The following is a 24,626-nucleotide window of genomic DNA, read 5'->3' on the forward strand; positions in this document are numbered from 1 at the left end:
GTTTAAGGTTCCGGCAGGGTCCCGTTCACTAAAAAAACAGATGACTGTACATCAAATAAGCACCCGCACTGAAAATGACAGCTGCAAAGCCGGATACGACAGTGCGAACTACACTGCCGGTCTTTTTGTACGTGCGAAACGTCTGAATAACGGCATAAACCGATAATACACTCAACAACAGGATCAAATAAATGCCGCCATCCATCACAGTCAGAACAATCAGCGGGATCAATAATCCTGCCGCTATGACATCAGCCACATTGTTCATGTCCCCACTCCTTTTCCACTTTTTGGGCTGCATTCGTTCCTTTCCCATATCCTTTTAATTGGAAACACTGTGATCGCTGCAGTGACTGAATTCCAGGGCATGTTGGTGAAATTAGACCAGGCAACGGCTAAATTAAGAGCCAGCACGGACAAATTATTCGCTGCACCGGCCAAATTACAGGGCCTCACGGACAAATTAGTCCCGGCAACGGCTAAAATAAGTCCATCGGCTAAATTAAGGGCCAACACGGACAAATTATTCGCTGCACCGGCCAAATTACAGGGCCTCACGGACAAATTAGTCCCGGCAACGGCTAAAATAAGTCCATCGGCTAAATTAAAGGCCAACACGGACAAATTATTCGCTTCACCGGCCAAATTACAGGGCCTTACGGACAAATTAGTCCCGGCAACGGACAAAATAAGTCCTTCGGCTAAATTATGGGCCAGCATGGACAAATTAATCGCTGCACCGGCCAAATTACAGGGCCTTACGGACAAATTAGCCCGGGCAACGGCCAATATAAGTCCATCAGCTAAATTAAGGGCCAGCGTGGACAAATTAATCGCTGCACCGGCCAAATTACAGGGCCTCACGGACAAATTAGCCCGGGCAACGGCTAAAATAAGGCTAAATTAAGGGCCAACACGGACAAATTATTCGCTGCAGCGGACAAATTACAGGGACTCATGGCCAAATTAGTCCCGCCAACGGCCAAAATAAATCCATCGGCTAATCTAAGAGCCAGCATGGACAAATTTAGTTCATCGGCTATATTACGGCAGCCGGCACGTAAGATTTGCATGAATCCAAAATAAAAAACCGGAAAGCTTGGATAAGCTTCCCGGCACTCTAATCAGCTTGCGGTCTGTTTCTTTGCTTCGTATAGGTTGATTCCTGCTTCATTCAGCATCCATTCAATGTGCACTCCATAGCCTGATGTTGGATCATTAACGAAAACGTGTGTAACGGCTCCGATGACTTTCCCGTTCTGGATAATCGGACTGCCACTCATGCCCTGCACGATCCCTCCTGTTTTCTCCAGAAGCCGGGGATCCGTGACTTTAATGACTAAGCCTTTCGTAGCGGGGAATTTCTGCGGGATGGTGCTGACCACTTTTACATCGAATTCCTCTACTTTGTCATCTTCCACAACGGTAAGGATTTTAGCCGGTCCTTCTTTGACTTCATGGGATAAAGCGACAGGCAGGGGCTTATCGGCAATTCCGTTGGGCATGTTCTGGTTCAGGCGTCCGAAGATGCCAAACGGGCTGTTTCTCGTGATATCTCCAACGATTACCCTGTCCCTTGAGAACCGGGCAATTTTTTCACCGGGGTTTCCGTTGTTTCCTTTTTCAATCGATGTGACCGTTGATCTCATCACTTCGCCGTCATGAACGACAATCGGTTTTTTCGTATCCATATCCGATATAACGTGCCCGAGGGCTCCGTATTTTTTGGATTGCGGCTCGATAAAGGTCATCGTACCGATGCCTGCTGCAGAATCACGGATATAAAGTCCGATCCGGTACGCCCTGTCATCTGCATCCTTCAGAGGGTAGAGCTTTGTTTTGCGGGATTTATTGTCTCTAAAAAGGACGAGACTAAGCGGCTTGCCCGTCTTTCCTGATGCTTCGATAAACGGTGTAACATCGCTCATTTCTTCAATTTTCTTGCCGTTTATTTCTGTAATGATGTCACCGACTTGAACTCCTGCATTTTCGCCGGGTGACTGCTTGCCTTCTGCTGTATTTACTTGATGATGACCGACTACGAGTACACCGAGTGTATTCAGCTTCACGCCGATGGACTGTCCTCCAGGAATCACTTTTAAATCAGGAAGCACGTTCACTTCTGTCTTTTTGACCGGAATTCCGCCCCATTCAAAAACAAGCTCCGTTTCACCCGCTCGTTTTCCTGAGACTTCCACATCAAAATCGGTCTGTTTAATGGCGAGCGCTTCTTTATGTGAATCCGCTTCATATGCCTGTACAGGAATAGATGAAGCAAGGTTAGCTGTCTGGGATTGAAAAATCGTCACGTTTTTAGGAAGCTGAATGTATTCTTTTACAGGTTTGAGAAAACCTATAGCTAATAAAGATACAAGGAGAATACTGCCAATTATTTTTCTTATTCTTTCCGATGCCACTTCATCACTCTCCTCGCTCCTTCCCCACACCAATGGGAAATGGCTACATTCATTACTTTTGCCTTTAGAGAGCTTGTTTATAACCCGCGGAAAGAGAAAAAGTTGATTAAAATGAGGAATAGATGGGAATTATATTTTTTTAAAAAGCTCTGTTAAACTTGGTTGTTGATTTCCGCTGCAGGCGTTCGCTTTCCGCGGGGCGGGCGGTGAGCCTCCTCGCCGCTGCGCGACTGCGGGGTCTCACCTGTCCCGCTGCTCCCGCAGGAGTCTCTCGCCTTTCGCTCCAATCAACAGGTGTGAAAATTAACACTATCCTTTAACAAAGCCTTTTAAAAAGAAGCTCTTTTCTCCCTCTCTTGATGAGCTGACGGATGTTCCGCTAAAGAGGAGCGATAACTCTCTGGCCCAAAACAAAAAAACAGGAAAACACCTGGCGAGTGTCTTCCTGTTTACAGTTGTTTTATCGGGTTATTTTTTGGATGAGCTCGCAAGGGAAAGGAGTTCTTTCGCATGCTCCTTTGTCAGATCGGTTACTTCAACACCTGCAATCATACGGCCGATCTCCCTAATCTTTTCATCGTCGGATAAGGGTTTGACGCTTGTTTTCGTCCTGCCTTTTTTCGTGTCCTTCGAAATAAAAAGATGGGTATCCGCCATGGCAGCCACCTGCGGGAGATGTGTGATGCAAAGAACCTGCGATCCCACTGAAACGCGGTAGATCTTTTCTGCAATGGACTGTGCGACTCTTCCGCTCACACCCGTATCCACCTCATCAAAAATGATGGAGGTAACTCCCTGATGCCTTGAGAAGATGCTTTTTAAAGCGAGCATAATACGGGACAGCTCTCCGCCCGACGCTGTTCTGGATAGAGGCTTTAAAGGCTCTCCAGGGTTGGTCGAGATGTAAAATTCAATCAGGTCCGCGCCGTCGGATGTGAATTTTACTTTTTCTCCATCAAGTTCCGGATCGTCTTTTGATCCTTGTCTTCTCCCGAAAACAACATCGAACGAGGACTTGTCCATATACAATTCTTTCAGCTCGCGGTGAATATCAGAGGAAAGCTTTTTGGCAGCCTGTTTTCTCACTGCTGTCACGTTTTCAGCTTCAATTTTCATGTCTTTAAACAGGGATGCCAGTTCTGACTTCATATTATGAACATGGCTTTCCCTATTCGTAAGGGTCTCGATCTCTTCTTCAATTTTTGCTGAATACGTGAGGATCTCTTCGACGGTACTGCCATATTTCCTTTTCAGATGGCTGATTTCGTTCAGCCTGCCTTCAATGAAGTTCAGCCGTTCCGGATCGTACTCGAGTTCATCCAGCTGGGATCTGAGCTGAAAGGACAGGTCCTCCAGAATATAAAAGCTGTTCGAGGCATTCTCTGACATCGTCTTCAGGGTCTCGTTTATGGAGGCTACATCCTCGAGGCTGCTCATCGCATGGCCTGTCCAGTCAAGTCCTCTCTGTTCCCCGTTCAAAGCGTTGTAGGCATTCTGCAGCGCTTCAAATATTTTTTCGAAATTAGAGATTTCCTTTCGTTCCTCCTGAAGCTTTAGATCTTCATCAGGCTCAAGTCCGGCCTCTTCAATTTCATTAAGCTGAAACTGAATAAGATCGAGCCTGTGGGCGATCTCCTGTTCATTGTCTGAAAGCTGGCGGATCTTCTTCCGGAGGGCAGAGTACTTCCCATACAGCTCACGGTATGCCTCAAGGGCAGGTACTGTTTTAGAAGCGCCGTACTGATCGAGCAGAAACTGATGATGTTCTTCATCCATAAGCTCCTGATTGTCATGCTGGCCATGAATGTCGATCAGCATTCTTCCCACTTCCCGCAGAACAGCAATCGTCACAAGCTTGCCGTTAACGCGGCAGATGCTTTTTCCATTCGAGGAAATATCCCTCCGCAAAACAACCATCCCGTCGCTCGCGTCAATACCGAACTCTTCGCACCGCTCAAGACAGGGGTGCCGGTTGTTTTCCAAAAGAAAAAGTCCTTCAAGCTCCGCCTTTGATTCCCCATAGCGTACAAATTCAGAGGAACCCCGGCCGCCCGCCAAAAGGTGGATGGCATCAATGATGATTGATTTACCGGCACCGGTTTCACCGGTCAAGACGGTCAGGCCTTTTTCAAAAGATACTGTAATCGCTTCTATAATCGCAAAGTTTTTAATGGATAATTCCGCTAGCAAGACAGAATTCACCTCAGCTTATCAGTTCTGTAGTCAGAGCATTTCAAGAAAGCGGTTTGTAATCTCCTCGGTCACTTCAGGAGATCTGCAGATGATCAAAATCGTGTCGTCTCCGCAGATGGTTCCCAGGATGTCGTCCCAGTCCAGATTATCAATCAGTGCCCCAATCGCATTGGCGTTTCCGGGAAGTGTTTTCATTACAATCATATGTCCTGCAGAATCCACCTTAACGAAAGCATCAATCAGTGCACGCTTTAATTTCGCGAGCGGATTAAAGCGCTGATCCGCCGGAAGGCTGTATTTGTAGCGGCCGTCAATCATCGGGACCTTTACAAGGTGAAGCTCTTTTATGTCCCGGGAGACTGTAGCCTGCGTCACGTTATAGCCGGCGTTTTTGAGCTGATCGACCAGATCATCCTGCGTTTCGATTTCATCCTGTGTAATGATTTCCCTGATTTTAATATGTCTTTGCCCTTTGTTCATGCGGCACCCCTTACTGTCTTAATACCCATCATGTTTATACCCTCCATGTTATAGGAAAGCCTTTCAAAAGTACATTTTTTTGTAGCCTGCTATGTAAAAAACGGAATGAACCGCAAAGGTTTCATTCCGTTTCGGTGCGGACTTTGGATTTCAGCGCTGCATGGGCAGTCTTGACTGCTTCCGCTGGCTGAATCGGGAGAAGCAGGCGGCCTGCCTCTTCGCTTCCTGTCCACTGGAGATGAAGAAGAAATTCAATGTTGCCGTCACCGCCCGTGATCGGAGAGAAGGATAGATCTTTGCAGTCAAAGCCTTCTTTTAATGCAAACCCGATCATTTCCTCCAATACGGTTTCATGGACTTTCGGATCGCGCACAATGCCTTTTTTGCCTACCTGGTCTCTCCCCGCTTCAAATTGCGGCTTGACAAGGGCCAGGCAATCACCGCCGGGCACGAGAATTTTTTTCAGCGCCGGAAGGATCAGTTTCAGTGAAATAAAGGAAACATCGATGGTCGCAAGCTCCGGCAGTCCTTCATTAAAGTCCGCAGGCTCTGCATACCGGAAGTTCGTTCGTTCCATTACCACAACTCTTGGATCCTGTCTGAGCTTCCATGCAAGCTGGTTGTAGCCTACATCCACAGCATATGATTTCAACGCGCCGTTCTGCAGGGCGCAGTCGGTAAATCCGCCTGTAGAGGAGCCGATATCAATCATGATTTTGCCTTCAGCTGACACATCGAATTCCTTCAGCGCTTTTTCCAGCTTAAGTCCTCCCCTGCTTACATAGGGGAGGACATTGCCTTTCAGGACAAGCGGGAGATCACGGTCTACCTTCTCGCCGGGCTTATCCAGTCTCATTTCATTTGCATAGACGAGGCCGGCCATTACAGCCCGCTTCGCTTTTTCCCTCGTCTCCACTAACCCTTTTTCAACGAGGAGTACGTCCAATCTTTCTTTTTTGCTCATTTATTATGCCCTTTTTTCTTTTATTGGTGTCATTCGTTTAATAGCGGCAACGGTTTGTTCAACCGTCATGCCGATTTCTTCAAGAAGCTTTGTCACACTGCCATGCTCGATGAAGGTATCAGGTATTCCCATTCTTTCAATCACACTGTGGTGGTATCTGCGGTCGTGCGCAAATTCCATCACTGCACTTCCAAAGCCTCCCTGCAGGACAGCTTCTTCGATGGTCAGGATCGGGATATTCTTCATGAATAGTTCTTCAAGCATGCTCTCATCCATCGGCTTGATAAAGCGGGCATTTACCACCTTAACAGAAATGTTCTGTTTTTCAAGGAGTGCTGCCGCTTCCATGGCCATGCCGATCGTCGTTCCGAAGGTCAGGATAGCTGCGTCGCTGCCTTCCTTCAGCACTTCCCATGAGCCGATCGGGATCTGCTTCAATTCCTCATCCATCTCAACTCCAAGACCGTTTCCGCGCGGATACCGCATGGCAATCGGTCCGCCATCATACTTCAGTGCCGTATTGACCATGTGCTGTCCTTCATTCTCATCCTTCGGCATCATCATCACCATGTTCGGAAGGTGCCTCATGAAGGCGATATCAAATACGCCCTGGTGTGTTTCTCCGTCAGCCCCTACCAGACCTGCACGGTCGATCCCGAAGAAAACATTCAGGTTTTGGCGGCATACATCATGGACGACCTGGTCGTATGCTCTTTGAAGGAAGGTTGAATAGATGGCGAGGAACGGCTTCATATTCTGAGCCGCGAGCCCTGCTGCCATTGTAGTGGCATGCTGTTCGGCGATTCCCACATCAAACATTCTGTCAGGAAATTCTTCTGCAAAACCGAGCAATTTGGAGCCGACAGGCATCGCCGGTGTTACAGCGACGACCCTACTGTCCTCTCTTGCGATTTTGCGGACCGTTTCACTGACAAGTCCGCTCCATGAAGGGGCTGAAATGACCGGCTTCACAAAATCACCTGTATCAATCTTATAAGCCGGAGTCCCGTGCCAGTTGCCTAATTTATCGTCTTCAGCCGGAGAATAGCCTTTTCCTTTTTTCGTGATGACGTGCATGAGAACCGGACCTTTCGTCTTCTTCGCATAGCGGAGATTCTCAAGAAGGTCTTCATAGCTGTGCCCATCGATCGGTCCAAGATAGGTAAACCCAAGCTCTTCGAAAAAGACGCCGGATACAAGCAGATATTTCAGGCTGTCTTTGACCCGTTCTGCTGTTGAGGCCAGTGCGCCTCCTACTGCAGGAATTTTCTTGAGAAGCATCTCCAGTTCGTCTTTCACCCATTGGTATTTGCCTGCAGTACGCAGCCGCCCAAGGACGGAATGAAGGGCTCCGACGTTCGGTGCGATGGACATCTCATTATCATTTAAGATCACGATCATATCTTTTTGTTCATGGCCGATATGATTGAGAGCCTCAAGCGCCATTCCGCCTGTAAGGGCTCCGTCTCCGATGATCGGGATGATGGTCTCATCGGTTTTTTTCAGATCCCTGGCGATCACCATCCCCATCGCACCGGATAGAGAGGTTGAGCTGTGTCCGGTCTCCCACACATCATGCTCACTTTCACTTCTTTTCGGAAAACCGCACAATCCCTTGTATTTTCTGAGTGTGTCAAATTCCCCCGCACGGCCTGTAAGAATCTTGTGAACGTAAGATTGGTGCCCGACATCCCATAAGAACTTATCCTTAGGGCTGTCAAAAACTTTGTGAAGGGCAACCGTTAACTCCACAACCCCGAGGTTTGGACCGATATGCCCGCCGGTCGCTGCCAGTTTTTCGATGAGGAACTTCCGTATATCCGCACTGAGCTGCTCAAGTTCTTTGTTTGAAAGCTTTTTAAGGAACCGTGGATTTTTAATTGTTTCAAGATCCATATGGATCACTCACTTTCGGTAGTTTCTGAATTAGTGTGTATTTTACCCTTTATCCTATATTCTCCATGTTAAACTACTTTTACCGGAATGAAAATGTTTAAGGAGCCTGACTCATTATAACAGGGTCCCGTACTATTTCAATAAAATGCCGGTACTTCTTCAGAAGGACGCCTGCAGCCGGTCATTACACTGCAGCTGATCCGCCGAATAAAGAAAAACCGCTAGCACAAAAGTGTTAACGGCTGTTAAAGAGCATTGTATATCCCTAAACAACCTTTTTTATTTAGGATATTATAGCACAAAAAATTAATTCAGGCTCTTTTTCCTATTCTTCAGGATTCTCTAAGCGCAATCAGGTCGGTCAGGTCATACAGGAAGGAGTGGCTCAGCTGCATCTCCTGAAGCTTTGCTTTAGCCGCTTCAATATGCGAAACAAGCTTATCCTTTGCCCCTTCTGCAGTCAGAAGCGACGGATAGGTTGTTTTTCCGTTGGCCGTATCAGAACCTACAGGCTTTCCGATTTTTTCCTGGTTGCCTTCTATGTCTAAAATATCATCTCTGATCTGGAACGCCAGACCGATATGCTGCCCGAACTCCCTCATGCTGTCAATTGCATCTTCACTGGCTTCCGCTAAAATCGCACCGGCCACCAGGCTGTATGTTAATAGCTTTCCGGTCTTATGTATATGGATGTATTCCAGTTCAGAAAGGGTCAAATCCTTCCCTTCCCCCTCCATGTCAGCAGCCTGTCCGCCAGCCATTCCTTCAGCTCCGGATGCATTCACCAACTCTTCGATCAGGAGGAGCTTTTGCTCAGCTGTAATGGAATTCTGGGACAGAATGGCCTGGAAGCTGTGGGTCAGCAGACCGTCACCGGCAAGGACCGCCATGGCTTCACCGAACACTTTGTGGTTGGTCGGTTTTCCTCTGCGCAAATCATCATCATCCATGCATGGAAGGTCATCATGGATCAGCGAATACGTATGAATCATTTCTACTGCACAAGCAGCCGGCAGACCTAATGCTTCGTCCTTCCCGAATGCCTTCAGGCAAGCCAGCACGAGAATCGGCCTGAGCCGCTTTCCTCCCGCATTGAGTGAGTAGAGCATGGATTCCTTCAGCGCTTCAGGAGCATGAAGGTTTTCGATGCAGCGGGGCAGCTCTGCTTCGACCTGTTTTTTTCTTGAGTTCATAAAATCCTGGAATGTTTCGGTCAACTTATTCTTCCTCCTGAACGGTAAATGGCTCAAGCTCTCCGTTTTCACCCAGGATGTAGTCCATTTGCTTTTCTACTCTCTGCAGCTTATCATGGCAAAGCTTGGAGAGCTTCATGCCTTCCTGGAAAAACCCGATGGCCTGTTCAAGAGGAACATCTCCCTGTTCAAGCTTTCCGACAATCTCGTCAAGCTTTCCCATTGCCTCTTCAAATGTCAATTCATTCTCCGCGGTCTTCTTACTGCTCATGATCCATCTCCACCTTCTCTCTGACTTCGCAAATAAGGGCACCGTCCTGCAGCCGGACCCTCAGTTCGTCTCCTGGAGCTGCGTCGCCGATCGTTTTTACAAGCTCCTCTTCTTTGTACACGAGGCTGTATCCCCGCTCCATGATTTTCAGGGGATTCAAGGCGTTCAGCTTTTCAAGGGAATGGGAAAATTCTCGTTGTTTAACTGACAGAACCTGTCCCATCTCCCGTTTAAGGCTTTTTTGGACCTGTTCGTACCTCTGAACGGCTGCCTTTGCCTGCGCACGAGGATGCACCCGTTCAAGCCGCCTTGCTTTCGTTTGGAAATGTTCTTTCTTTGCTTCAAGGGTCCGTTTCATTTCCTTCCGCAGACTTTCAAGAAGCTGATCAAGCATTTGCTCCTTCTGTTCATAAAGCTGTTTCGGATAACGGAAAGCATATGAACGTTCATACCCTTTAAGCCGTTCTTTATCTTTTGTCAGCTTTTCCTGCATGGAGCGTAAAATACGGCCCTTCCGCTCAGCTGTTTTTTCAAGCAAATCCGCAAAGTGCGGAACGGCAAGCTCCGCGGCCCCGGTCGGTGTAGGCGCTCTGAGATCCGCTGCAAAGTCTGCAATCGTATAGTCTGTTTCATGGCCGACAGCCGATATGACTGGTATATCTGAATCAAAAATAGCCCTCGCGACTGCCTCTTCATTAAAAGCCCAGAGCTCCTCGATTGAACCGCCGCCTCTTCCAACAATCAGTGTGTCTATGGACCCGTGGCTGTTCGCCTTTTTAATGGATGACGCAACAGATTGGCCGGCATTCATCCCCTGAACCAAGGCCGGGAAAATAATGACTTTTGCCAGTGGATATCTGCGCTTTATCGTAATGAGGATATCCCGCACTGCAGCACCTGTCGGGGACGTCACCACCCCGATGGTCTGCGGAAAAGCCGGAACCGGTTTTTTATGACGGTCGTCAAAAAGGCCTTCCTTCTGAAGGTTTTTCTTCAGCTCCTCATAGGCAAGGTAAAGGCTGCCAATTCCATCAGGCTGCATTTCCTTTGCATAAATCTGATACTGGCCGCTTTGTTCATATACACTGATTTCGCCTCTTAAAAGAACCTTCATCCCGTTCTCCGGGCGGAACTTCATCCCTTTATTCTGGGAGGCAAACATGACTCCAAGAATTCTGGACTGCTCATCTTTCAGAGTAAAATAAAGGTGGCCTCTTGAATGCAGTTTGACATTGGACAGCTCACCTTTTACCCAGATGTCAGTAAGATGGGGATCCACGTCAAACTTCCGTTTTATGTACTTTGTCAGTGCTGTGACCGTAACATGTTTAATTTCACTCAAAACCCGCGCTCCTCCTTTCCTTAGCTTTGGGAGCCCGTCTCTAGCAGGGTATTCCTTGCTGCCTCCACTGTGTTCTGCGCAAGCATGGTGATCGTCATAGGCCCTACCCCGCCCGGCACAGGCGTCAGGAAAGAAGCAACCTCCATCGCTTCATCAAAAGCAACATCCCCGCACAGTTTTCCTTGGCTGTTCCGGTTCATGCCTACATCGATTACAACCGCTCCGGGTTTAATATCCTTCCCGGTAATCAGGTTCTCTTTCCCCGCTGCAGCAATGAGAATGTCTGCCTGTTTTGTGATTTCAGATAGGTTCCCGGTCTTAGAATGGCAATACGTGACTGTGGCGTTCTCCCTTAGCAGAAGCTGTCCTGCCGGTTTGCCCACGATGTTGCTGCGTCCGACAACAACTGCATGCTTGCCTGAGGGATCGATTCCTTTGATACGAAGCATTTCCAATATGCCTGCAGGCGTACAAGACAGGAAAGCTTTTTGGCCTGTCAGCATTCTGCCCAGGTTCACCGGATGGAATCCGTCTACATCCTTCTCCGGGGAGATCTTCTCGATGACAGCTGTCTCGCTGATCTGCGCAGGTAAAGGCAGCTGAACAAGAATTCCATGAAAAACCGGATTTTCGTTGTAGGAGCCGATGACTTTCAGCAGTTCTTCCTCTGTCATGGATTCCGGAAAACGTTCCAGCTTAAAATGGACACCGATTTCTTCCGACGCTTTTTGTTTGCCTTTTATGTAGGAGAGGGAAGCAGGGCTGTCCCCGACAAGAATAATGACAAGTCCCGGATGAACCCCTTTTTCTTTCAGTTCTTTTACTTCTTCTGCAAGCCTTGCCCTTGTCTGCTTCGCAATCTCAGTACCGCTTATGATTTCTGCCGTCACAATGCATTCCTCCAAACAGTTTAAATGGTTTCGATGTCTTTCTTGATGTTAGAAAGTACCCCATTTACAAAACGGCTCGAATGGTCGTCCCCGAAAGCCTTTGCAAGCTCAATCGCTTCATCAATCGAAACAGAAACCGGAATCTCTTTTTCGTACTTCATCTCATATGAAGCAAGGCGCAGGATTCCCCGGTCTACATTTGCCAGCCGCTCAAGCTTCCATTTTACTAAGTGAGGCTTGATCAGTTCGTCGATTTCTTCCAGATGATTGATTGTACCTGTTACCAGCCCTCTTGCAAACGAATCCACTTCTTCTTCATCAAAAGCATGCTGCAGCGCATCCTCTGTTTCAATCTGGCTGACATCAATTTGAAATAGGGCCTGCAATGCTTTTTCCCTGGCTGCTCTTCTGTTCATTCTCTCTTACTCCTTTAATTTCCTTTTAGTTTCATTGTATCCATGTCCATGTCTAGCCAAATCATAACATAATTTTGTTCCTTAATCACTCTGAAAATACTCCGCCGCTTTCAATATCCGAATAAAAAAGAAAGAATATTCATTAACATTCGTAATTGGCCTTAAGGCTGCCTTCAAGCAAGCACCATTATACACCCTCTTGTTAAATCTGACCCCAATCCGGGGGCACCGGGTCAGAGACCCAGCTTACGCCTTGAAAACAACAAAACCCGGGAAAGCTCAGGCAGCTTTCCCGGGTTTCCTGCGGCAGCTCTATGGGGGAATCGATTGTGATGCCCCTTTACTGCTTACATTTCCTGATCGATTTCCACTTCAGGCGATTTGATGTCAAATAAAATCCCGACAACATGAACGTTGATTTCAGTAATATCGAGGGCTGTCATCGTTAAAAGAGCCTGGCGGATATTATCCTGGATGGACTGCGCCACACTCGGAATGGACACTCCGAATGCCATCGTGCAGTAGATGTCAATGGAAATTCCATCTTCAGACAAGTCCACTTTGACCCCTTTGCCATGGTTTTTCTTGCCCAGGCGCTCAGCCACTCCGGAAGCGAAGTTCCCTCTCATATTCCCTACTCCGTCAACTTCTGAAGCGGCAATACCGGCGATTACTTCGATTACTTCCGGTGCGATTTCAACTTTTCCAAGTGTACTGTCTTCCTGGTTCATTTCAAGCAATCGGTTTTCCTTCATATACCAGCACCTCCAAGAATTTTAGGATTCCATTACAGGATGCAGCTCCAAGAACTTTGTGTTGAAGCTTCCGCTTTTAAAGGTTTCGTGATCCATCAGCTTCAGATGGAACGGGATGGTCGTGGAAACCCCTTCGATCACAAATTCATTCAAGGCTCTTTTCATCCGGGCGATGGCTTCTTCCCTCGTATCCCCATATGTGATCAGTTTCGCTATCATGGAGTCATAATAGGGTGGAATCGTATAGCCCGGGTAGGCAGCAGAATCGACCCGGACGCCAAGGCCGCCCGGCGGCAGATACATCTCAATTTTCCCGGCAGAAGGCATGAAATTCTTGGCGGGATTTTCTGCGTTGATCCGGCATTCGATCGACCAGCCTTTAAATTCAACTTCCTCCTGTTTCAGGCTTAGCGTTTCCCCTGAAGCAACCTTGATCTGTTCCTTGATGAGGTCGGTCCCGGTTACCATTTCCGTAACCGGATGCTCCACTTGAATCCTTGTGTTCATTTCCATAAAGTAAAACTTCTTCTCGTTATAATCGAAAATGAATTCGACCGTTCCGGCACCCGTATAGCCGACTGCTTCAGCTGCCCGGACCGCGGCCATCCCCATTTTCTCCCGGATATCCGGGTCAAGAGCAGGTGAAGGTGATTCTTCCACGAGTTTTTGCAGCCTTCTTTGAATGGTGCAGTCCCGCTCTCCAAGATGAATGGTATTGCCGTGAGAATCGGCCATTACCTGAATCTCCACGTGGCGGAAATCCTCTATGTACTTCTCAATATAAACACCGGGATTGCCGAAGGCAGTTTCTGCTTCCTGCTGGGTGATGCGGATTCCTTTTTCAAGATCCTGTTCGGTTCTTGCGACCCTGATCCCTTTTCCGCCGCCGCCTGCAGTTGCCTTTATAATTACCGGATACCCGATTTCCTCTGCTAAAGAAACCGCTTCTTCGATATTATTTATGATTCCTTTTGAACCAGGTACGATTGGAACGTTCGCCTCGCGCATCGTTTCCCGTGCAACGTCCTTTGTTCCCATTTTGCTGATTGCCTCCGGGCTCGGCCCGACAAACGTAATGCTGCATTCTCTGCACAGCTCAGCAAAATCGGCATTCTCAGCGAGGAAGCCATACCCAGGGTGGATAGCATCCGTACCTGTTAAATTCGCAACACTGATGATATTGGTGAAATTCAAGTAGCTGTCTTTAGAAGATGTCGGTCCGATGCAATAGGCTTCATCCGCCAGTTGAACGTGCAGGGCTTCCCTGTCAGCTTCAGAAAATACAGCAACAGTTTCAATTTCAAGCTCTTTGCATGCCCGAATGATTCGAACAGCAATTTCTCCCCGGTTCGCAATGAGTAATTTCTTGATCATAACAGTTCGCTCCTTATTCAGGCTTTACGAGGAACAGAGGCTGGCCGTATTCCACAAGCTGACCGTTTTCCGCCAGAATTTCCACGATTTCTCCTTTAGTCTCTGCTTCGATTTCATTAAACAGCTTCATCGCTTCCACAATGCAGACTACTGAATCGTTCTTTACTTTCGATCCGATTTCCACATAGTTTCCTGTTTCAGGTGATGAAGCCGCGTAGAATGTTCCAACCATTGGTGAAGTGATCTTAACCAGGTTTTCGTCCTGCTTTGTTTCACTTTGCTGCACTTCTTCATGCTTAGCCTGGTCCTGCTGAGGCGCACTTGGAGCCTGCGGAGCCTGGGCAGCCGCATGGGAAGGTGCTTCAGCAGCAGCCTGTACACTGTGGCTGATAACTGCTTCAGGCGCAGATTTTTTCAATAAAAGCTTTGCTCCTTCGTTTTCGTATGTAAATTCATCAATTGAAGATTGGTCAATCAGCTTAATCAGTTCCCGAATCTCCTGGATTTTCAACATATAGCGGCACCCCTTATTTAATAGTTGCTTGATCATCAATGTACTGTATTATCATCTAGTACTAATGCTAAGTCTCAGATATATATTACGATACTATGCAAGCTTAATTCAACTCATTATATTACGCCATGCAACTTTTGGATGATTCCTCTTCTTGCTACGTAACTCCTATTATAGACAAAACCGGAGTCTTTGGAAACGCATACAAGCCGGAACCGGCGAAAAAAAACCTGCAGGAGCCAATTGGCTCTTGCAGGCTTAGAGACTGCTATTTAGCTGGTTCAAACGATACGGCTACATCTTCCATGCCGGCAATTTCACTCCTGACCAGCATGATGATATCATTGGCATTTGCCGCACTGTGCTCTTTCGCTTTAACCGTAATCAATACTTTATTATCTTCCACCCGGACAAGGGCATCATCATAGTCTTCCGATTTGATCAGCGTTTCAAGAATTGCTTCCTTTCCTGCTGTATCTGCAAGCTCTTTCATCTGCTCATACGCTTTGCTTTTTTCTTCCGCAGAAGCTTCCTGGCTTGCTACAATTCCCTGAAGCTGGCTTTTCATTTCGCTCCGCTGATCTTCAAGTTCCATCCTGAGTGAGGTGAACAGTTCATCACTTTCAACCGTGTTGACCACAGTTCCGTCTTCACCGGAGGCTGATTTCGCTTCCTTGCCCTCTTTTTTGGCCGCCTCTTCCTCTGTCCCGTCACTCACTTTAGCTGTTTCCTTTGCCTTTTCTTCCTGTTTTTGATCTGCCGCCATCTCATTCCCTGTTCCGCCCTCAGGCGAAGTAATGTAATAGACGGAAAGTACGACTACCAAGCTCAGCATGGTAAGCAGCCAGACAGTTTGTTTTTTCAGCATCATTTTATGAAGCCTCCTTTATTTTTTTCGGAGCTACTGCAACTTTAAAGCTTTCAACTCCAAGCACTCTTGTTACAGAGTCCACGATTATTTTCTTTATTTGAACGTTGTCCGCCCCTTTGGCTACAACGAGAACACCCCTGATTGCCGGCTTCGTATATTGAAGGACGATCGGTGTTTCCTTATCGCCTTGTTTAATGATGACAACCTGCTCATCGTTCGTCACATCGTCCACTTTCCGTTCCCCGCCGTCCCGGTCTGTTTCATTCGTTGTCTGGCTTTGGCTATTCCGGTTTTTCTCCAGGATTTTCATGGAGGTTGCATCCACGTTCACCACAACAGAAACATCATCAATTCCGCTGATCACCTCCAGCGCTTCTTTCAGCTGGCTCTCATACTCCTGCTCATATGCTGCGATCACATCTTTTTCGTTTTCCGCTGAAGGCTTGAAAACTTCTGCCCCCTCCGGTTTCACAGCGTCTGAAGCGGTTACTGCCGGCACTGTCCCTTCTTCCGTTCCCGGTCCTGCCAGGTTGCTCAGCAGCATAAAAGCGATACCTGCAGCGAGCAGAAGCAGCAGCGTTTTAGGGTTAAGCTTTGACTGTCCGCTATGCTGCCCAAAGAGCTTCTTCACTTTGTTCAATAGAGTGTTTTTTTCTGTCATGATCCGGAATCCTCCCCTCCTTCCACTGTGATCAGGATTTGAGCCTGATCGAGATCCCATTTCTGAGCAAGCAGCATGGCCAGTCCCCGCTCGCGGATATCCGCTGTATCCCCGTTCCCGGCGGAAGGGGTTTCCTGCGCTGCATCGATTCGGATCGGCTCGATCGCTTCAATCGCTTCTTCCCCCTTCTCTTCTTCCGGATATGCCGGAGTCAGCACGACTTGTACCGACTGGATATCATTGCTGGTTTTAATGGTTTGCCGCTCGTCCGGAATTTGAACATCCAGATCCCGGATTTCAAGCTGATACCGGTTCAGGAGTTCCTCCCCGGCATCCTTTTTCATTTGGACAGCCATTTGTTCTAAAATATATGCACGCTGAGAAGCTTGTATTTCTTTTTTCTGAGATTCGATCATTTTTTTTGTTTCATCATCCCCGGAGCCTGAGGAAAGCTGAAACTGCCGGACCAGCTGATTGATGTCCACGGAAAACAGCTGAAAGACCGGATTCAGAATAATAACGATCAGAATAAGTCCGATCACCATTTTGGCGTACTTTTGCATAGAGGAATTCGGCAGGAGCATATCAATCACGATCGCTAAAAGGATAAACAGCAGGATATTGGCTATCCATCCAGTGAGAAATGACATGGTTTCCCTCCTAACGGACCATCAGAGTCAAATTGCCTGCAGCAATAATCACCGTAAGGCTTAAAAAAAACATAAATGAGACAATCGCCAGGGCGGCAAATATATAAATCACACTTTTGCTGATGATATCCAGACATTTTATAACGATGCCGCCGCCCACGGGCTGGAGGATGGCGGCGGCAAATTTATAAATAAAGGCAAGGGAGAGCACCTTCAGCGCCGGAAATGCAGCAATGGCAAGCAAAATCGCAACACCCGCTATCCCCACCGTATTTTTGAGTAAAACAGACGCGCTGATCACCGTGTCAGTTGCATCCGTAAACATCCGCCCGAGAACGGGAATAAAGTTCCCTGTTAAAAACTTCGCCGTCCGTAAAGTGATCCCGTCAGATACCGCTGCTGTCGCCCCCTGTACGGAAATCACTCCGAGGAAGATGGTCAGAAAGGTCCCAAGCAGGCCGATCCCCGCCTGCCTTAACAGCTGGGCGAGCTGAGTAACCTTGTATTGGTCGGTCAGCGTACTGACAATGCTGAGAAGTGCGGACAGGAACAAAAGAGGCAGGACGATGTGCTGAATCAGAACTCCGCTCGTATTCATGAGGAAAAGGATCACAGGATGGAAAAAAGCGGCGGAGACAAGTCCCCCTGAAGAAGCCATCAGGGCGAGCAGCAGCGGAAGAAGGGCCATGATAAAACCTGTCATGGACTGGATGGCTTCATTTGTATATTGAATCGCTATGTGAAAGCTGTTTAAAGCGAGTATCATCAGAACCATATAAACAAGGGCATAAGCTACTTTACTGACCGTACTCTGCTGGAAGGCGTTTTGAAGGAGCTGGAGCAGCATGCTGAAGATGGTCAGCAGGATCAGCGTGCCTAAAAGCTTTCCGTTCGCGAGGATTTCATGAAATAAATACTTTAACAGGGCCAGCATCCAATCCGTCAGACTGAAATGCTTTTGGCCGGTAATAAAATCATACAGTGTTCCTTTCTGGCTCTCGGGCAAAAATCCGCCATATTGAACGAGAAGCTCGTCCCAAAAGGATTTGACTCTCTCCAGGTCAAGCTTGTCCGCCTGGGTGGAGAGAAGCTCTTCCTGTGAAACAGGAGTCTCCTGATCCGGACTGCCGGCAAGATCCGCCTTCTCCTCCACAGGGGCTTCACTTCCCTCCGGTCCTTCCTGGGCTTGTACACTTTGCGGAAAAAAAATAAGGAAAACGAGAACCAGGGCCGCGAGCCTTCTCATGCGCTCCCCCCTTTCCATTAAAATTCCGGAATCATTCCGATGACTGTTTCAATAATCACAGTCAAGATCGGAATCGCCATGGTCAGAATCAGGATTTTTCCTCCCAGCTCGATTTTGGAAGCAATCGCTCCCTGACCGGCATCCTTTGTAAGCTGTGCGCCAAATTCTGCGATATAGGCAATGCCGATAATTTTCATAATCGTTTCCACATAGATCAGGTTAACCTGTGCATTCAGTGCAATCTTTTCAATCATCCGGATGATCTCATACACTTGATCGACCAGATAGAGGAAAATCACACAGCCTGTGAATACAACTAGCAGAAAAGCAAACGTTGGCTTCTGCTCCTTAACAACGAGGGCAAGAAAGGTGGCAACAAGACCGAGTCCGACAATCTGGATAATCTGCATCGCTCTTACCCTTGAAACAGAAAAACAGCTTTAATCTTTTTAAACAGATCGTCTACTATCGAAGCAACCATGAACAGGATGTAAATGAAGCCAAGCAGCGTGACCCATTGCGCGTATTCTTTTTTCCCCATCTGATCAAGAATGGTATGAAGAAACGCGACAACAATTCCAATCCCTGCAATTTGAAAGATGATGTTAATATCAACGCCCATTCGTAAGCTCCTTCCCCGCTTTACAGCAGTACGATCACAAGCAGCAGACCGCTGAGAAATCCAAGACTTTTAATCATTTTCTCGTAGCGGCTCTGGTTATCCTGAGCCTCTGCTTCTTCCCTTTCCAGATGAACCATCGCAAGCTTGATATGCTTTTGCTGGGAGATGAGATCATGGCGTCCGAGCGTTTCGCCAAATTGCCTCATCACTTCAAGTTCTCCCTTTTTAAGCGTACTGGCTGCAGCGAGCTGCTCCAGACTCTCAGACCAAGCTGCCTTCGTATCCCCGCCGCCGCTTGTCAAAATCGTTGAAAACCGGGAAAAAAAGAGGGACAGCGGTTTACCGAGCTGATTTGACAGGTCGTCTGCTGCTGATTTCAGCGGTTTCTGGCTGAAGACGATCTCAGCCTCAAGTGATTGAAGGGCGACCTTCATTTCTCTGAGCAGCCTTGTCCTGCTGCCAAACCTGCCGGCAATCTCAAAACCGATCCACGTGGATGCAAGTAAAATCATGGCAGCGCCAATCAGCTTGACCAAAGCAATCCCTCCTCGGCAACCGGTTTAAATGACCCGTCCAAAATGCGGAATACCCGCTTACCTCTCTCCCTGTCCAGTTCAATGATCCGCTCAAAAACATGTGAACGGAAAAGAGGTGCGAGCGCTGGACGCCTGGCTGCATCTGCAGCACTGAAGCCATGGACGGAAACCATGATCCGTACCCCCGCATGGATCGCCTCCATAATCGCCCGACAGTCTTCGGCAGAACCGATTTCATCCGCCACCATTACATCAGGGCTCAGCGAACGAATCATCATCATCATCCCTTCCGCCTTCGGACAGGAATCAAGTACATCCAGCCGGTGTCCGAACGTGTGCTGCGGAACTCCGTTAACAGAGCCTGCGATTTCAGATCTTTCGTCCACAATCCCAACTTTCAAGCTGCCCTGATTTTCTGAGCCGCTGCTGATGATCCTTGCCATGTCGCGCAGCATGGTCGTTTTGCCTGACTGAGGCGGCCCTGCCACCAGTGTGTTCAGCCAGCGGTCCGTATACAAAAAAGGGATCAGCTGATCGGCAGCCCCGATTTTCTGCCTGGCAACCCGTATATTAAAGGAGGTCACATCCCGGATCATTTTAACCTTTCCTCCAGCTGTGATGACTTTTCCAGCGAGACCTACTCTGTGACCGCCGGAAATCGTTACATATCCGCGCCGAAGTTCCTCTTCCAAGGCGTAGATGGAAAAACCGCTGATTTCATTCATGAGCACTTGTCCATCTTCGGGGGAAGCAGCATAAGGCAAAAACAGGTGATGGCCGCTGAAAATGACCTCCACCGGCCGAAACAGGCGGATCCGGATTTCTTCCAGCTGCTCCTGCTGACAGAGGTCCAGCTTCTGCAAGTGTGACCGGATTTTCTCTGGCAGGATTCTCATAATTTCTTCCACTGACAGTGCCCCCTTGTTCCTGCTTTCTCTAAAAATGTATGCAGGCTTGGACACTTTAGACCATTCACTATTTGTAGATCCCGACAAGAATGAAAACCACACCCAAAGCGATAAAAACCATTTTCCCGTAAGAGATTTCCCCGGCGATCTGAAAAATACCGATGGTCATTGTTCCGATAAAAATAGCCGGTCCGACAATCGCGAGCACTGAATTTATGGCAATCGCTTTTTTCACATCGTTCATCAGCAGCATGCATATGGCTGCCGTCAGCTCAATGCTCGCAGACAAAAAGCGGAGTCCTGCCATAGCAAGCACCGTCTGATCGAGCCCGTTCCACCAATTCTTCAATTTTATTCCTCCCTTTTCTGGATCCCACTTGTAAAACGTATGCAGCTTGTCTGGAAAATAGAAAAGAAGGAATCTGGAGACTTTCTGATGGAACAAAAAAGAAGCCTCTCCCTAGGGAGAGACTTCTGCCATTAATCTGCTTAAGCTCTTGAAATATAAGCAGATTCACTTGTGTTGATGATGAGAACATCCCCTTCATTAATAAAGAAAGGAACGTTAACTGTAAGGCCTGTTTCAAGAGTAGCCGGCTTTGTGCCTCCTGAAGCTGTATCTCCCTTGATTCCCGGCTCTGTTTCCGTCACTTTAAGCTCAACTGTGTTCGGCAGCTCAACGCCGAGCGTTTCAGTCTGATACATCATAATCTGAACTTCCATATTTTCTTTCAGGAATTTCAGCTCATATTCGATGGATCCTCCCGGAAGTTCGATTTGCTCATACGATTCGTTATCCATGAATACGTGCATATCGCCATTCGCGTACAGGTACTGCATTCTTTTCGTGTCAATCTGTGCTTTAGCAACTTTTTCACCTGCACGAAAGGTTTTCTCCTGGATCGCACCTGTTCGCAGGTTACGCAGCTTCGAGCGGACAAAAGCCGCTCCTTTTCCCGGTTTTACGTGCTGGAAATCAATAACACGCCAGATGCTATTGTCCACCTCTATCGTTAATCCTGTTCTAAAATCGTTTACTGAAATCATGAATGTGTTCCTCCTAAAAATCGTTTGCCTCCGGTTTCTTTCCCGGATAGCTTATGTAAAAAGCGGTTGCGCTTTTTTCAACCAAGCCGGATTTCGGTCTGTCTTTACTGGTTTCCCGTATTTCTTACAGGATAATCAGTTCCTTCGGAGAAGAAGTCAGCGATTCATTGCCGTCTTCTGTGACCACCGTATCATCCTCGATCCTCACTCCGCCGATGCCTGCGAGGTAAATGCCCGGTTCCACTGTCACGACCATCCCAGGCTCAAGAACTGTATCCGAACGGTGGGACAGCGCAGGACCTTCATGCACTTCAAGTCCGAGGCCATGTCCTGTGGAATGTCCAAAATGATCTCCATATCCTTTTTCCGTTATCAAATCGCGGGTCAGTGCATCGGCTTCCCTGCCGGTCATGCCTGCTTTGATTCCATTCATGGCACGAAGCTGCGCTTCAAGGACAATGGAGTAAATCTCTTTCATTTTATCGGAGGGCTCTCCTGCCGCGAACGTTCTCGTAATATCTGAGCAATATCCTTTGTAATACGCTCCGAAATCAAGGGTAATAAAATCCCCGCTCTCAATCACTTTTTCGCTTGCTGTACCATGCGGCAGAGCAGAGCGGTATCCTGAAGCTACAATAATATCGAAGGAAGAGGAGGCAGCGCCGTTTTTGCGCATAAAGAACTCCAGCTCGTTCGCCACATCAATCTCCTTCAGGCCCGGACGGACAAAATGAAGAATGTGGGCATAGGCGGCATCAGCAATCCCTGCCGCTTCCTTTAATATCTTAATCTCTGCCGGAGACTTAATCAAGCGCAATTTTTCAACAGCGCCCGATACCGGAATAAGCTCCGTACCTGCCATCGCCTCTGCATATTGCCTGTGCTGGCTGAATGTCAGATGATCCTGCTCAAACCCAAGCTTCGTTATGCCGAGTTTCTTGACCTGTTCTGCAGCTTCTTTCATAATCGGACCAGAGTGCTGAACGATTTCAAAGCCTCCCGCCTGCTTAGCAGCCTGTTCGGTGTAGCGGAAATCTGTTATAAAGATGGCTTTTGTATCTGAAACGAGCGCAACGCCTGCGGATCCTGTAAAGCCGGTTATGTAGCGGCGGTTGTATTCGCTTGTAATAAGCATCGCCTGAATTCCTGTTTCACTGAAAGAATTTCTTAATTTTTCAAGCATGTTTGCTTCCCCCTGTCTGATTTACCAATGCAAGCAAAGCGAGCCTGTACCCGAAAAATCCCGCTCCGGAAATCTGTCCGGCCGCAACCGGTGCAATAACGGAATGATGGCGGAATTCCTCTCTTGCATAGACATTTGATATATGTACTTCCATAACCGGGATGGAAATTCCTGCAACAGCATCGCGGATCGCATAGCTGTAATGGGTAAAGGCACCCGGGTTCAGCACAATCCCTGCATACTGCTCTTCCGCCTCATGTAGAGCGTCAATCAGGTCTCCTTCATGATTGGACTGAAAACAGGAGACACCGATTTCCGCCTCCTCCCCGAACTGCAGCAGTTCTCTTTCCAGGTCGGTCAGTGTTTTGCTTCCATATATATCCGGTTCACGTTTGCCGAGCCGGTTCAAATTAGGTCCGTTCAGGACCAGGTATTGCTTCATTTTGCTCTCTCCCGTCCGATTCATGGCTAAATGCTTGTTTATTTTACCATAATCAGCTGTTTTCCTCTAATGATTTGGAATTTTTCGATTTTACTTCTTTCATAATTTCCTGGTAATCATACGATATAGAATATCCGATAAATGTTCCATAAAGAATGTACAGGCAAAGAACGGTTACAGTGGTGTCAGAACTCAGTTCCGCAGCACTTTTCAATACAGGGAACAGAGGAACTGCCAGAAAGAAAACCGCAGCCCAAAGTCCGATACCGTAAAGGATCCCCGCCCAGATGGAGTGGAATTTCTTTAACAAAGCATAATACACAAACGCTGCTCCAATGGACAGGAAGCTGATGATAAGCAAGCTGGCCGCACTGCCCCACATTCCATCCTTCCAGCCTCCGGCAGACACCGGCTGCAGGATCATATTCGGGCTGATTTCCGTTAACTTAAAATAAAAAGCAATAAAACCCATGGCCGACCAGAAGAGACCCCCGGCAAACCCGCAAAGTGCGACTCTTCCCAGAATGGAAGCGGGCGCAAGATCCTGTCCTTTTCCCGTGGTTTGATTTTCCATGATTCACTCACCTCGTCCACAGTATGCCCGTTATTCCAACAGGCAATGACAAAGGATAAATGATGTGTAAGAAAAAAATGGATGGGTATACTGTCTTTATAAAGAGGATTCGATAATAATATGCCAAACTTGAAAGAACAGCCTACCAGTTTGCCTATTTTTTAGGTAAAATAGAATCATAACACTTTTCGATGGCTTATCTGTCAAAAGTGACCATGAACAGAACAGGTTGGTGTGCAATGTCTACAGAGAAAAAGCCTGCTTACGGCGGGCAGGCAGTGGTTGAAGGCGTTATGTTCGGGGGCAGGAATCATTACGTGACGGCAGTCCGGCGAACGGACCAGTCCATTGAATTTTTCCATCTTCCCCGCAAAGCAAATCCGGTACTATCCAAGATCAAAAAGATTCCCTTTCTTAGAGGCATTGTAGCGATTCTCGAAGCAAGCGCCAACGGCACAAAGCACTTGAACTTCTCCGCGGACCGTTACGAAACAGATCCAAAGGATGATGAAAAGGCCGCTTCCGAGAAAAAAGAATCACGGCTGACCATGGTGCTTGGAGTTGCTGCAGCAGGCGTGCTTTCTTTCCTGTTCGGCAAATTCATCTTCACACTTATTCCGGTCTTCCTGGCTGAATCGACCCGGTTTATTTTCAAAACGGATCTCGCACAGGTTCTCGTTGAAGGAGCTTTTAAACTGATCCTTCTTCTGGCCTACATTTACTTTATCTCATTAACTCCACTCATCAAACGAGTATTTCAATATCACGGAGCCGAACACAAGGTCATCAACTGCTATGAAAACGGGCTGCCTCTTACTGTAGAAAATGTGCAGAAGCAGTCTAGGCTTCATTACCGGTGCGGAAGCAGCTTTATTCTATTCACGGTCATCGTAGGCGTGTTCGTCTACATGGCGGTTCCGACCGATCCGCTTTGGGCACGGGTTCTGAACCGGATCGCTCTCATACCGGCAGTTCTCGGCATCAGCTTTGAGGTTCTTCAGCTTACAAACGCCCTGAGAAATGTACCGGTCCTTAAAATGCTTGGCATACCGGGGCTGTGGCTGCAGCTGCTGACTACAAAGGAACCGGATGACAGGCAGGCAGAGGTTGCCATTGAGAGCTTTCAGGAACTGCTCAGGATGCAAAAAGAAACCCGGGATACAGAAGAGCAGATCGTTTGA

The 24,626-nt window shown here is 47.8% G+C and carries 29 protein-coding genes; 1 reads left to right on the forward strand and 28 read right to left on the reverse strand.

Features of this window, described 5'->3' with window-relative positions:
- Positions 1–28: 28 nt before the first annotated feature.
- From GKZ89_RS02910 to GKZ89_RS03045, 28 genes are all read right to left on the reverse strand, one after another.
- Positions 29–268 carry a hypothetical protein gene (locus GKZ89_RS02910; RefSeq protein WP_155110851.1) on the reverse strand — a complete coding sequence of 80 codons (240 nt, stop codon included), beginning with the start codon at positions 266–268 and terminating at the stop codon, positions 29–31.
- Positions 265–849 carry a hypothetical protein gene (locus GKZ89_RS02915; protein ID WP_155110852.1) on the reverse strand — a complete coding sequence of 195 codons (585 nt, stop codon included), beginning with the start codon at positions 847–849 and terminating at the stop codon, positions 265–267. The genes GKZ89_RS02910 and GKZ89_RS02915 overlap by 4 nt, the downstream gene beginning before the upstream one ends.
- Before the next feature lie 275 nt (positions 850–1,124).
- Positions 1,125–2,417 (reverse strand): SpoIVB peptidase, encoded by a 1,293-nt coding sequence (spoIVB, locus tag GKZ89_RS02920; protein WP_162356397.1) that lies wholly within the window; start codon positions 2,415–2,417, stop codon positions 1,125–1,127.
- A gap of 468 nt (positions 2,418–2,885) precedes the next feature.
- Positions 2,886–4,607 (reverse strand): DNA repair protein RecN, encoded by a 1,722-nt coding sequence (recN, locus tag GKZ89_RS02925; RefSeq protein WP_155110854.1) that lies wholly within the window; start codon positions 4,605–4,607, stop codon positions 2,886–2,888.
- 33 nt (positions 4,608–4,640) lie between these two features.
- Positions 4,641–5,090, reverse strand: a complete 450-nt coding sequence (ahrC, locus tag GKZ89_RS02930; RefSeq protein WP_155110855.1) for a transcriptional regulator AhrC/ArgR — start codon at positions 5,088–5,090, stop codon at positions 4,641–4,643.
- Between the two features lie 121 nt (positions 5,091–5,211).
- Positions 5,212–6,054 carry a TlyA family RNA methyltransferase gene (locus GKZ89_RS02935; RefSeq protein ID WP_155110856.1) on the reverse strand — a complete coding sequence of 281 codons (843 nt, stop codon included), beginning with the start codon at positions 6,052–6,054 and terminating at the stop codon, positions 5,212–5,214.
- A 3-nt stretch (positions 6,055–6,057) separates the two neighbouring features.
- Positions 6,058–7,950, reverse strand: coding sequence for a 1-deoxy-D-xylulose-5-phosphate synthase (gene dxs, locus GKZ89_RS02940; RefSeq protein ID WP_155110857.1), 1,893 nt, complete (start codon positions 7,948–7,950; stop codon positions 6,058–6,060).
- A 332-nt stretch (positions 7,951–8,282) separates the two neighbouring features.
- Positions 8,283–9,167 (reverse strand): polyprenyl synthetase family protein, encoded by an 885-nt coding sequence (locus tag GKZ89_RS02945; protein WP_430696585.1) that lies wholly within the window; start codon positions 9,165–9,167, stop codon positions 8,283–8,285.
- A 1-nt stretch (position 9,168) separates the two neighbouring features.
- Positions 9,169–9,414, reverse strand: a complete 246-nt coding sequence (locus GKZ89_RS02950; protein ID WP_155110858.1) for an exodeoxyribonuclease VII small subunit — start codon at positions 9,412–9,414, stop codon at positions 9,169–9,171.
- On the reverse strand, positions 9,404–10,756 hold the full coding sequence (gene xseA / locus GKZ89_RS02955) for an exodeoxyribonuclease VII large subunit (RefSeq protein ID WP_155110859.1): 1,353 nt from the start codon (positions 10,754–10,756) through the stop codon (positions 9,404–9,406). The genes GKZ89_RS02950 and xseA overlap by 11 nt, the downstream gene beginning before the upstream one ends.
- A 20-nt stretch (positions 10,757–10,776) precedes the next feature.
- Positions 10,777–11,646 (reverse strand): bifunctional methylenetetrahydrofolate dehydrogenase/methenyltetrahydrofolate cyclohydrolase FolD, encoded by an 870-nt coding sequence (gene folD / locus GKZ89_RS02960; RefSeq protein ID WP_162356399.1) that lies wholly within the window; start codon positions 11,644–11,646, stop codon positions 10,777–10,779.
- A gap of 20 nt (positions 11,647–11,666) precedes the next feature.
- Positions 11,667–12,062: a transcription antitermination factor NusB gene (gene nusB / locus GKZ89_RS02965; RefSeq protein ID WP_155110861.1), complete on the reverse strand. Its 396-nt coding sequence runs from the start codon at positions 12,060–12,062 to the stop codon at positions 11,667–11,669.
- 347 nt (positions 12,063–12,409) lie between these two features.
- On the reverse strand, positions 12,410–12,817 hold the full coding sequence (locus GKZ89_RS02970) for an Asp23/Gls24 family envelope stress response protein (RefSeq protein WP_155110862.1): 408 nt from the start codon (positions 12,815–12,817) through the stop codon (positions 12,410–12,412).
- Positions 12,818–12,838: 21 nt separating this feature from the next.
- Positions 12,839–14,191, reverse strand: coding sequence for an acetyl-CoA carboxylase biotin carboxylase subunit (gene accC / locus GKZ89_RS02975; RefSeq protein ID WP_155110863.1), 1,353 nt, complete (start codon positions 14,189–14,191; stop codon positions 12,839–12,841).
- Positions 14,192–14,204: 13 nt separating this feature from the next.
- The gene (accB, locus tag GKZ89_RS02980; RefSeq protein ID WP_155110864.1) at positions 14,205–14,705 is read right to left on the reverse strand and encodes an acetyl-CoA carboxylase biotin carboxyl carrier protein; all 501 of its coding nucleotides are present in this window, start codon (positions 14,703–14,705) and stop codon (positions 14,205–14,207) included.
- Between the two features lie 268 nt (positions 14,706–14,973).
- On the reverse strand, positions 14,974–15,573 hold the full coding sequence (locus GKZ89_RS02985) for a SpoIIIAH-like family protein (RefSeq protein ID WP_155111103.1): 600 nt from the start codon (positions 15,571–15,573) through the stop codon (positions 14,974–14,976).
- Positions 15,574–15,577: 4 nt separating this feature from the next.
- The gene (gene spoIIIAG, locus GKZ89_RS02990; RefSeq protein WP_155110865.1) at positions 15,578–16,237 is read right to left on the reverse strand and encodes a stage III sporulation protein AG; all 660 of its coding nucleotides are present in this window, start codon (positions 16,235–16,237) and stop codon (positions 15,578–15,580) included.
- Complete coding sequence (spoIIIAF, locus tag GKZ89_RS02995) at positions 16,234–16,887, reverse strand: stage III sporulation protein AF (RefSeq protein ID WP_155110866.1); 654 nt, start codon at positions 16,885–16,887, stop codon at positions 16,234–16,236. Before spoIIIAF ends, spoIIIAG begins: the two co-directional genes overlap by 4 nt.
- 10 nt (positions 16,888–16,897) lie before the next feature.
- Positions 16,898–18,133, reverse strand: a complete 1,236-nt coding sequence (gene spoIIIAE / locus GKZ89_RS03000) for a stage III sporulation protein AE (RefSeq protein ID WP_155110867.1) — start codon at positions 18,131–18,133, stop codon at positions 16,898–16,900.
- A gap of 17 nt (positions 18,134–18,150) precedes the next feature.
- Positions 18,151–18,543 carry a stage III sporulation protein AD gene (spoIIIAD, locus tag GKZ89_RS03005; protein ID WP_155110868.1) on the reverse strand — a complete coding sequence of 131 codons (393 nt, stop codon included), beginning with the start codon at positions 18,541–18,543 and terminating at the stop codon, positions 18,151–18,153.
- Between the two features lie 5 nt (positions 18,544–18,548).
- Entirely contained in the window at positions 18,549–18,755 is a 207-nt protein-coding gene (spoIIIAC, locus tag GKZ89_RS03010; RefSeq protein WP_035404031.1) for a stage III sporulation protein AC, read from the reverse strand.
- 20 nt (positions 18,756–18,775) lie between these two features.
- Positions 18,776–19,291 carry a stage III sporulation protein SpoIIIAB gene (spoIIIAB, locus tag GKZ89_RS03015; RefSeq protein ID WP_155110869.1) on the reverse strand — a complete coding sequence of 172 codons (516 nt, stop codon included), beginning with the start codon at positions 19,289–19,291 and terminating at the stop codon, positions 18,776–18,778.
- A complete protein-coding gene (gene spoIIIAA, locus GKZ89_RS03020) occupies positions 19,279–20,199 on the reverse strand; it encodes a stage III sporulation protein AA (RefSeq protein WP_338324884.1) in 921 nt (306 codons plus the stop codon). The genes spoIIIAB and spoIIIAA overlap by 13 nt, the downstream gene beginning before the upstream one ends.
- A gap of 67 nt (positions 20,200–20,266) precedes the next feature.
- Positions 20,267–20,548, reverse strand: a complete 282-nt coding sequence (locus tag GKZ89_RS03025; protein ID WP_430696592.1) for a YqhV family protein — start codon at positions 20,546–20,548, stop codon at positions 20,267–20,269.
- Between the two features lie 140 nt (positions 20,549–20,688).
- The gene (efp, locus tag GKZ89_RS03030; RefSeq protein ID WP_155110870.1) at positions 20,689–21,246 is read right to left on the reverse strand and encodes an elongation factor P; all 558 of its coding nucleotides are present in this window, start codon (positions 21,244–21,246) and stop codon (positions 20,689–20,691) included.
- Between the two features lie 124 nt (positions 21,247–21,370).
- The gene (locus GKZ89_RS03035; protein WP_155110871.1) at positions 21,371–22,429 is read right to left on the reverse strand and encodes a M24 family metallopeptidase; all 1,059 of its coding nucleotides are present in this window, start codon (positions 22,427–22,429) and stop codon (positions 21,371–21,373) included.
- A complete protein-coding gene (gene aroQ / locus GKZ89_RS03040) occupies positions 22,422–22,871 on the reverse strand; it encodes a type II 3-dehydroquinate dehydratase (RefSeq protein WP_155110872.1) in 450 nt (149 codons plus the stop codon). The genes GKZ89_RS03035 and aroQ overlap by 8 nt, the downstream gene beginning before the upstream one ends.
- 52 nt (positions 22,872–22,923) lie before the next feature.
- On the reverse strand, positions 22,924–23,445 hold the full coding sequence (locus GKZ89_RS03045) for a YqhR family membrane protein (RefSeq protein ID WP_155110873.1): 522 nt from the start codon (positions 23,443–23,445) through the stop codon (positions 22,924–22,926).
- A 239-nt stretch (positions 23,446–23,684) separates the two neighbouring features.
- Between GKZ89_RS03045 and GKZ89_RS03050 the strand changes: the two genes are divergently transcribed.
- The gene (locus GKZ89_RS03050; protein ID WP_155110874.1) at positions 23,685–24,626 is read left to right on the forward strand and encodes a DUF1385 domain-containing protein; all 942 of its coding nucleotides are present in this window, start codon (positions 23,685–23,687) and stop codon (positions 24,624–24,626) included.

Origin of the sequence: Metabacillus mangrovi (assembly GCF_009711125.1) — a bacterium.
GTDB lineage: Bacteria > Bacillota > Bacilli > Bacillales > Bacillaceae > Metabacillus_B > Metabacillus_B mangrovi.

Bases quoted from the DNA above. Each gene is read 5' to 3' on its own strand.
- GKZ89_RS02910 (WP_155110851.1), bottom strand. From the start codon at position 268: ATGAACAATGTGGCTGATGTCATAGCGGCAGGATTATTGATCCCGCTG.
- ahrC (WP_155110855.1), bottom strand. From the start codon at position 5,090: ATGAACAAAGGGCAAAGACATATTAAAATCAGGGAAATCATTACACAG.
- GKZ89_RS02935 (WP_155110856.1), bottom strand. From the start codon at position 6,054: ATGAGCAAAAAAGAAAGATTGGACGTACTCCTCGTTGAAAAAGGGTTA.
- dxs (WP_155110857.1), bottom strand. From the start codon at position 7,950: ATGGATCTTGAAACAATTAAAAATCCACGGTTCCTTAAAAAGCTTTCA.
- GKZ89_RS02950 (WP_155110858.1), bottom strand. From the start codon at position 9,414: ATGAGCAGTAAGAAGACCGCGGAGAATGAATTGACATTTGAAGAGGCA.
- nusB (WP_155110861.1), bottom strand. From the start codon at position 12,062: ATGAACAGAAGAGCAGCCAGGGAAAAAGCATTGCAGGCCCTATTTCAA.
- GKZ89_RS02970 (WP_155110862.1), bottom strand. From the start codon at position 12,817: ATGAAGGAAAACCGATTGCTTGAAATGAACCAGGAAGACAGTACACTT.
- accC (WP_155110863.1), bottom strand. From the start codon at position 14,191: ATGATCAAGAAATTACTCATTGCGAACCGGGGAGAAATTGCTGTTCGA.
- accB (WP_155110864.1), bottom strand. From the start codon at position 14,705: ATGTTGAAAATCCAGGAGATTCGGGAACTGATTAAGCTGATTGACCAA.
- GKZ89_RS02985 (WP_155111103.1), bottom strand. From the start codon at position 15,573: ATGCTGAAAAAACAAACTGTCTGGCTGCTTACCATGCTGAGCTTGGTA.
- spoIIIAG (WP_155110865.1), bottom strand. From the start codon at position 16,237: ATGACAGAAAAAAACACTCTATTGAACAAAGTGAAGAAGCTCTTTGGG.
- spoIIIAF (WP_155110866.1), bottom strand. From the start codon at position 16,887: ATGTCATTTCTCACTGGATGGATAGCCAATATCCTGCTGTTTATCCTT.
- spoIIIAE (WP_155110867.1), bottom strand. From the start codon at position 18,133: ATGAGAAGGCTCGCGGCCCTGGTTCTCGTTTTCCTTATTTTTTTTCCG.
- spoIIIAD (WP_155110868.1), bottom strand. From the start codon at position 18,543: ATGCAGATTATCCAGATTGTCGGACTCGGTCTTGTTGCCACCTTTCTT.
- spoIIIAC (WP_035404031.1), bottom strand. From the start codon at position 18,755: ATGGGCGTTGATATTAACATCATCTTTCAAATTGCAGGGATTGGAATT.
- efp (WP_155110870.1), bottom strand. From the start codon at position 21,246: ATGATTTCAGTAAACGATTTTAGAACAGGATTAACGATAGAGGTGGAC.
- GKZ89_RS03035 (WP_155110871.1), bottom strand. From the start codon at position 22,429: ATGCTTGAAAAATTAAGAAATTCTTTCAGTGAAACAGGAATTCAGGCG.
- aroQ (WP_155110872.1), bottom strand. From the start codon at position 22,871: ATGAAGCAATACCTGGTCCTGAACGGACCTAATTTGAACCGGCTCGGC.
- GKZ89_RS03045 (WP_155110873.1), bottom strand. From the start codon at position 23,445: ATGGAAAATCAAACCACGGGAAAAGGACAGGATCTTGCGCCCGCTTCC.
- GKZ89_RS03050 (WP_155110874.1), top strand. From the start codon at position 23,685: ATGTCTACAGAGAAAAAGCCTGCTTACGGCGGGCAGGCAGTGGTTGAA.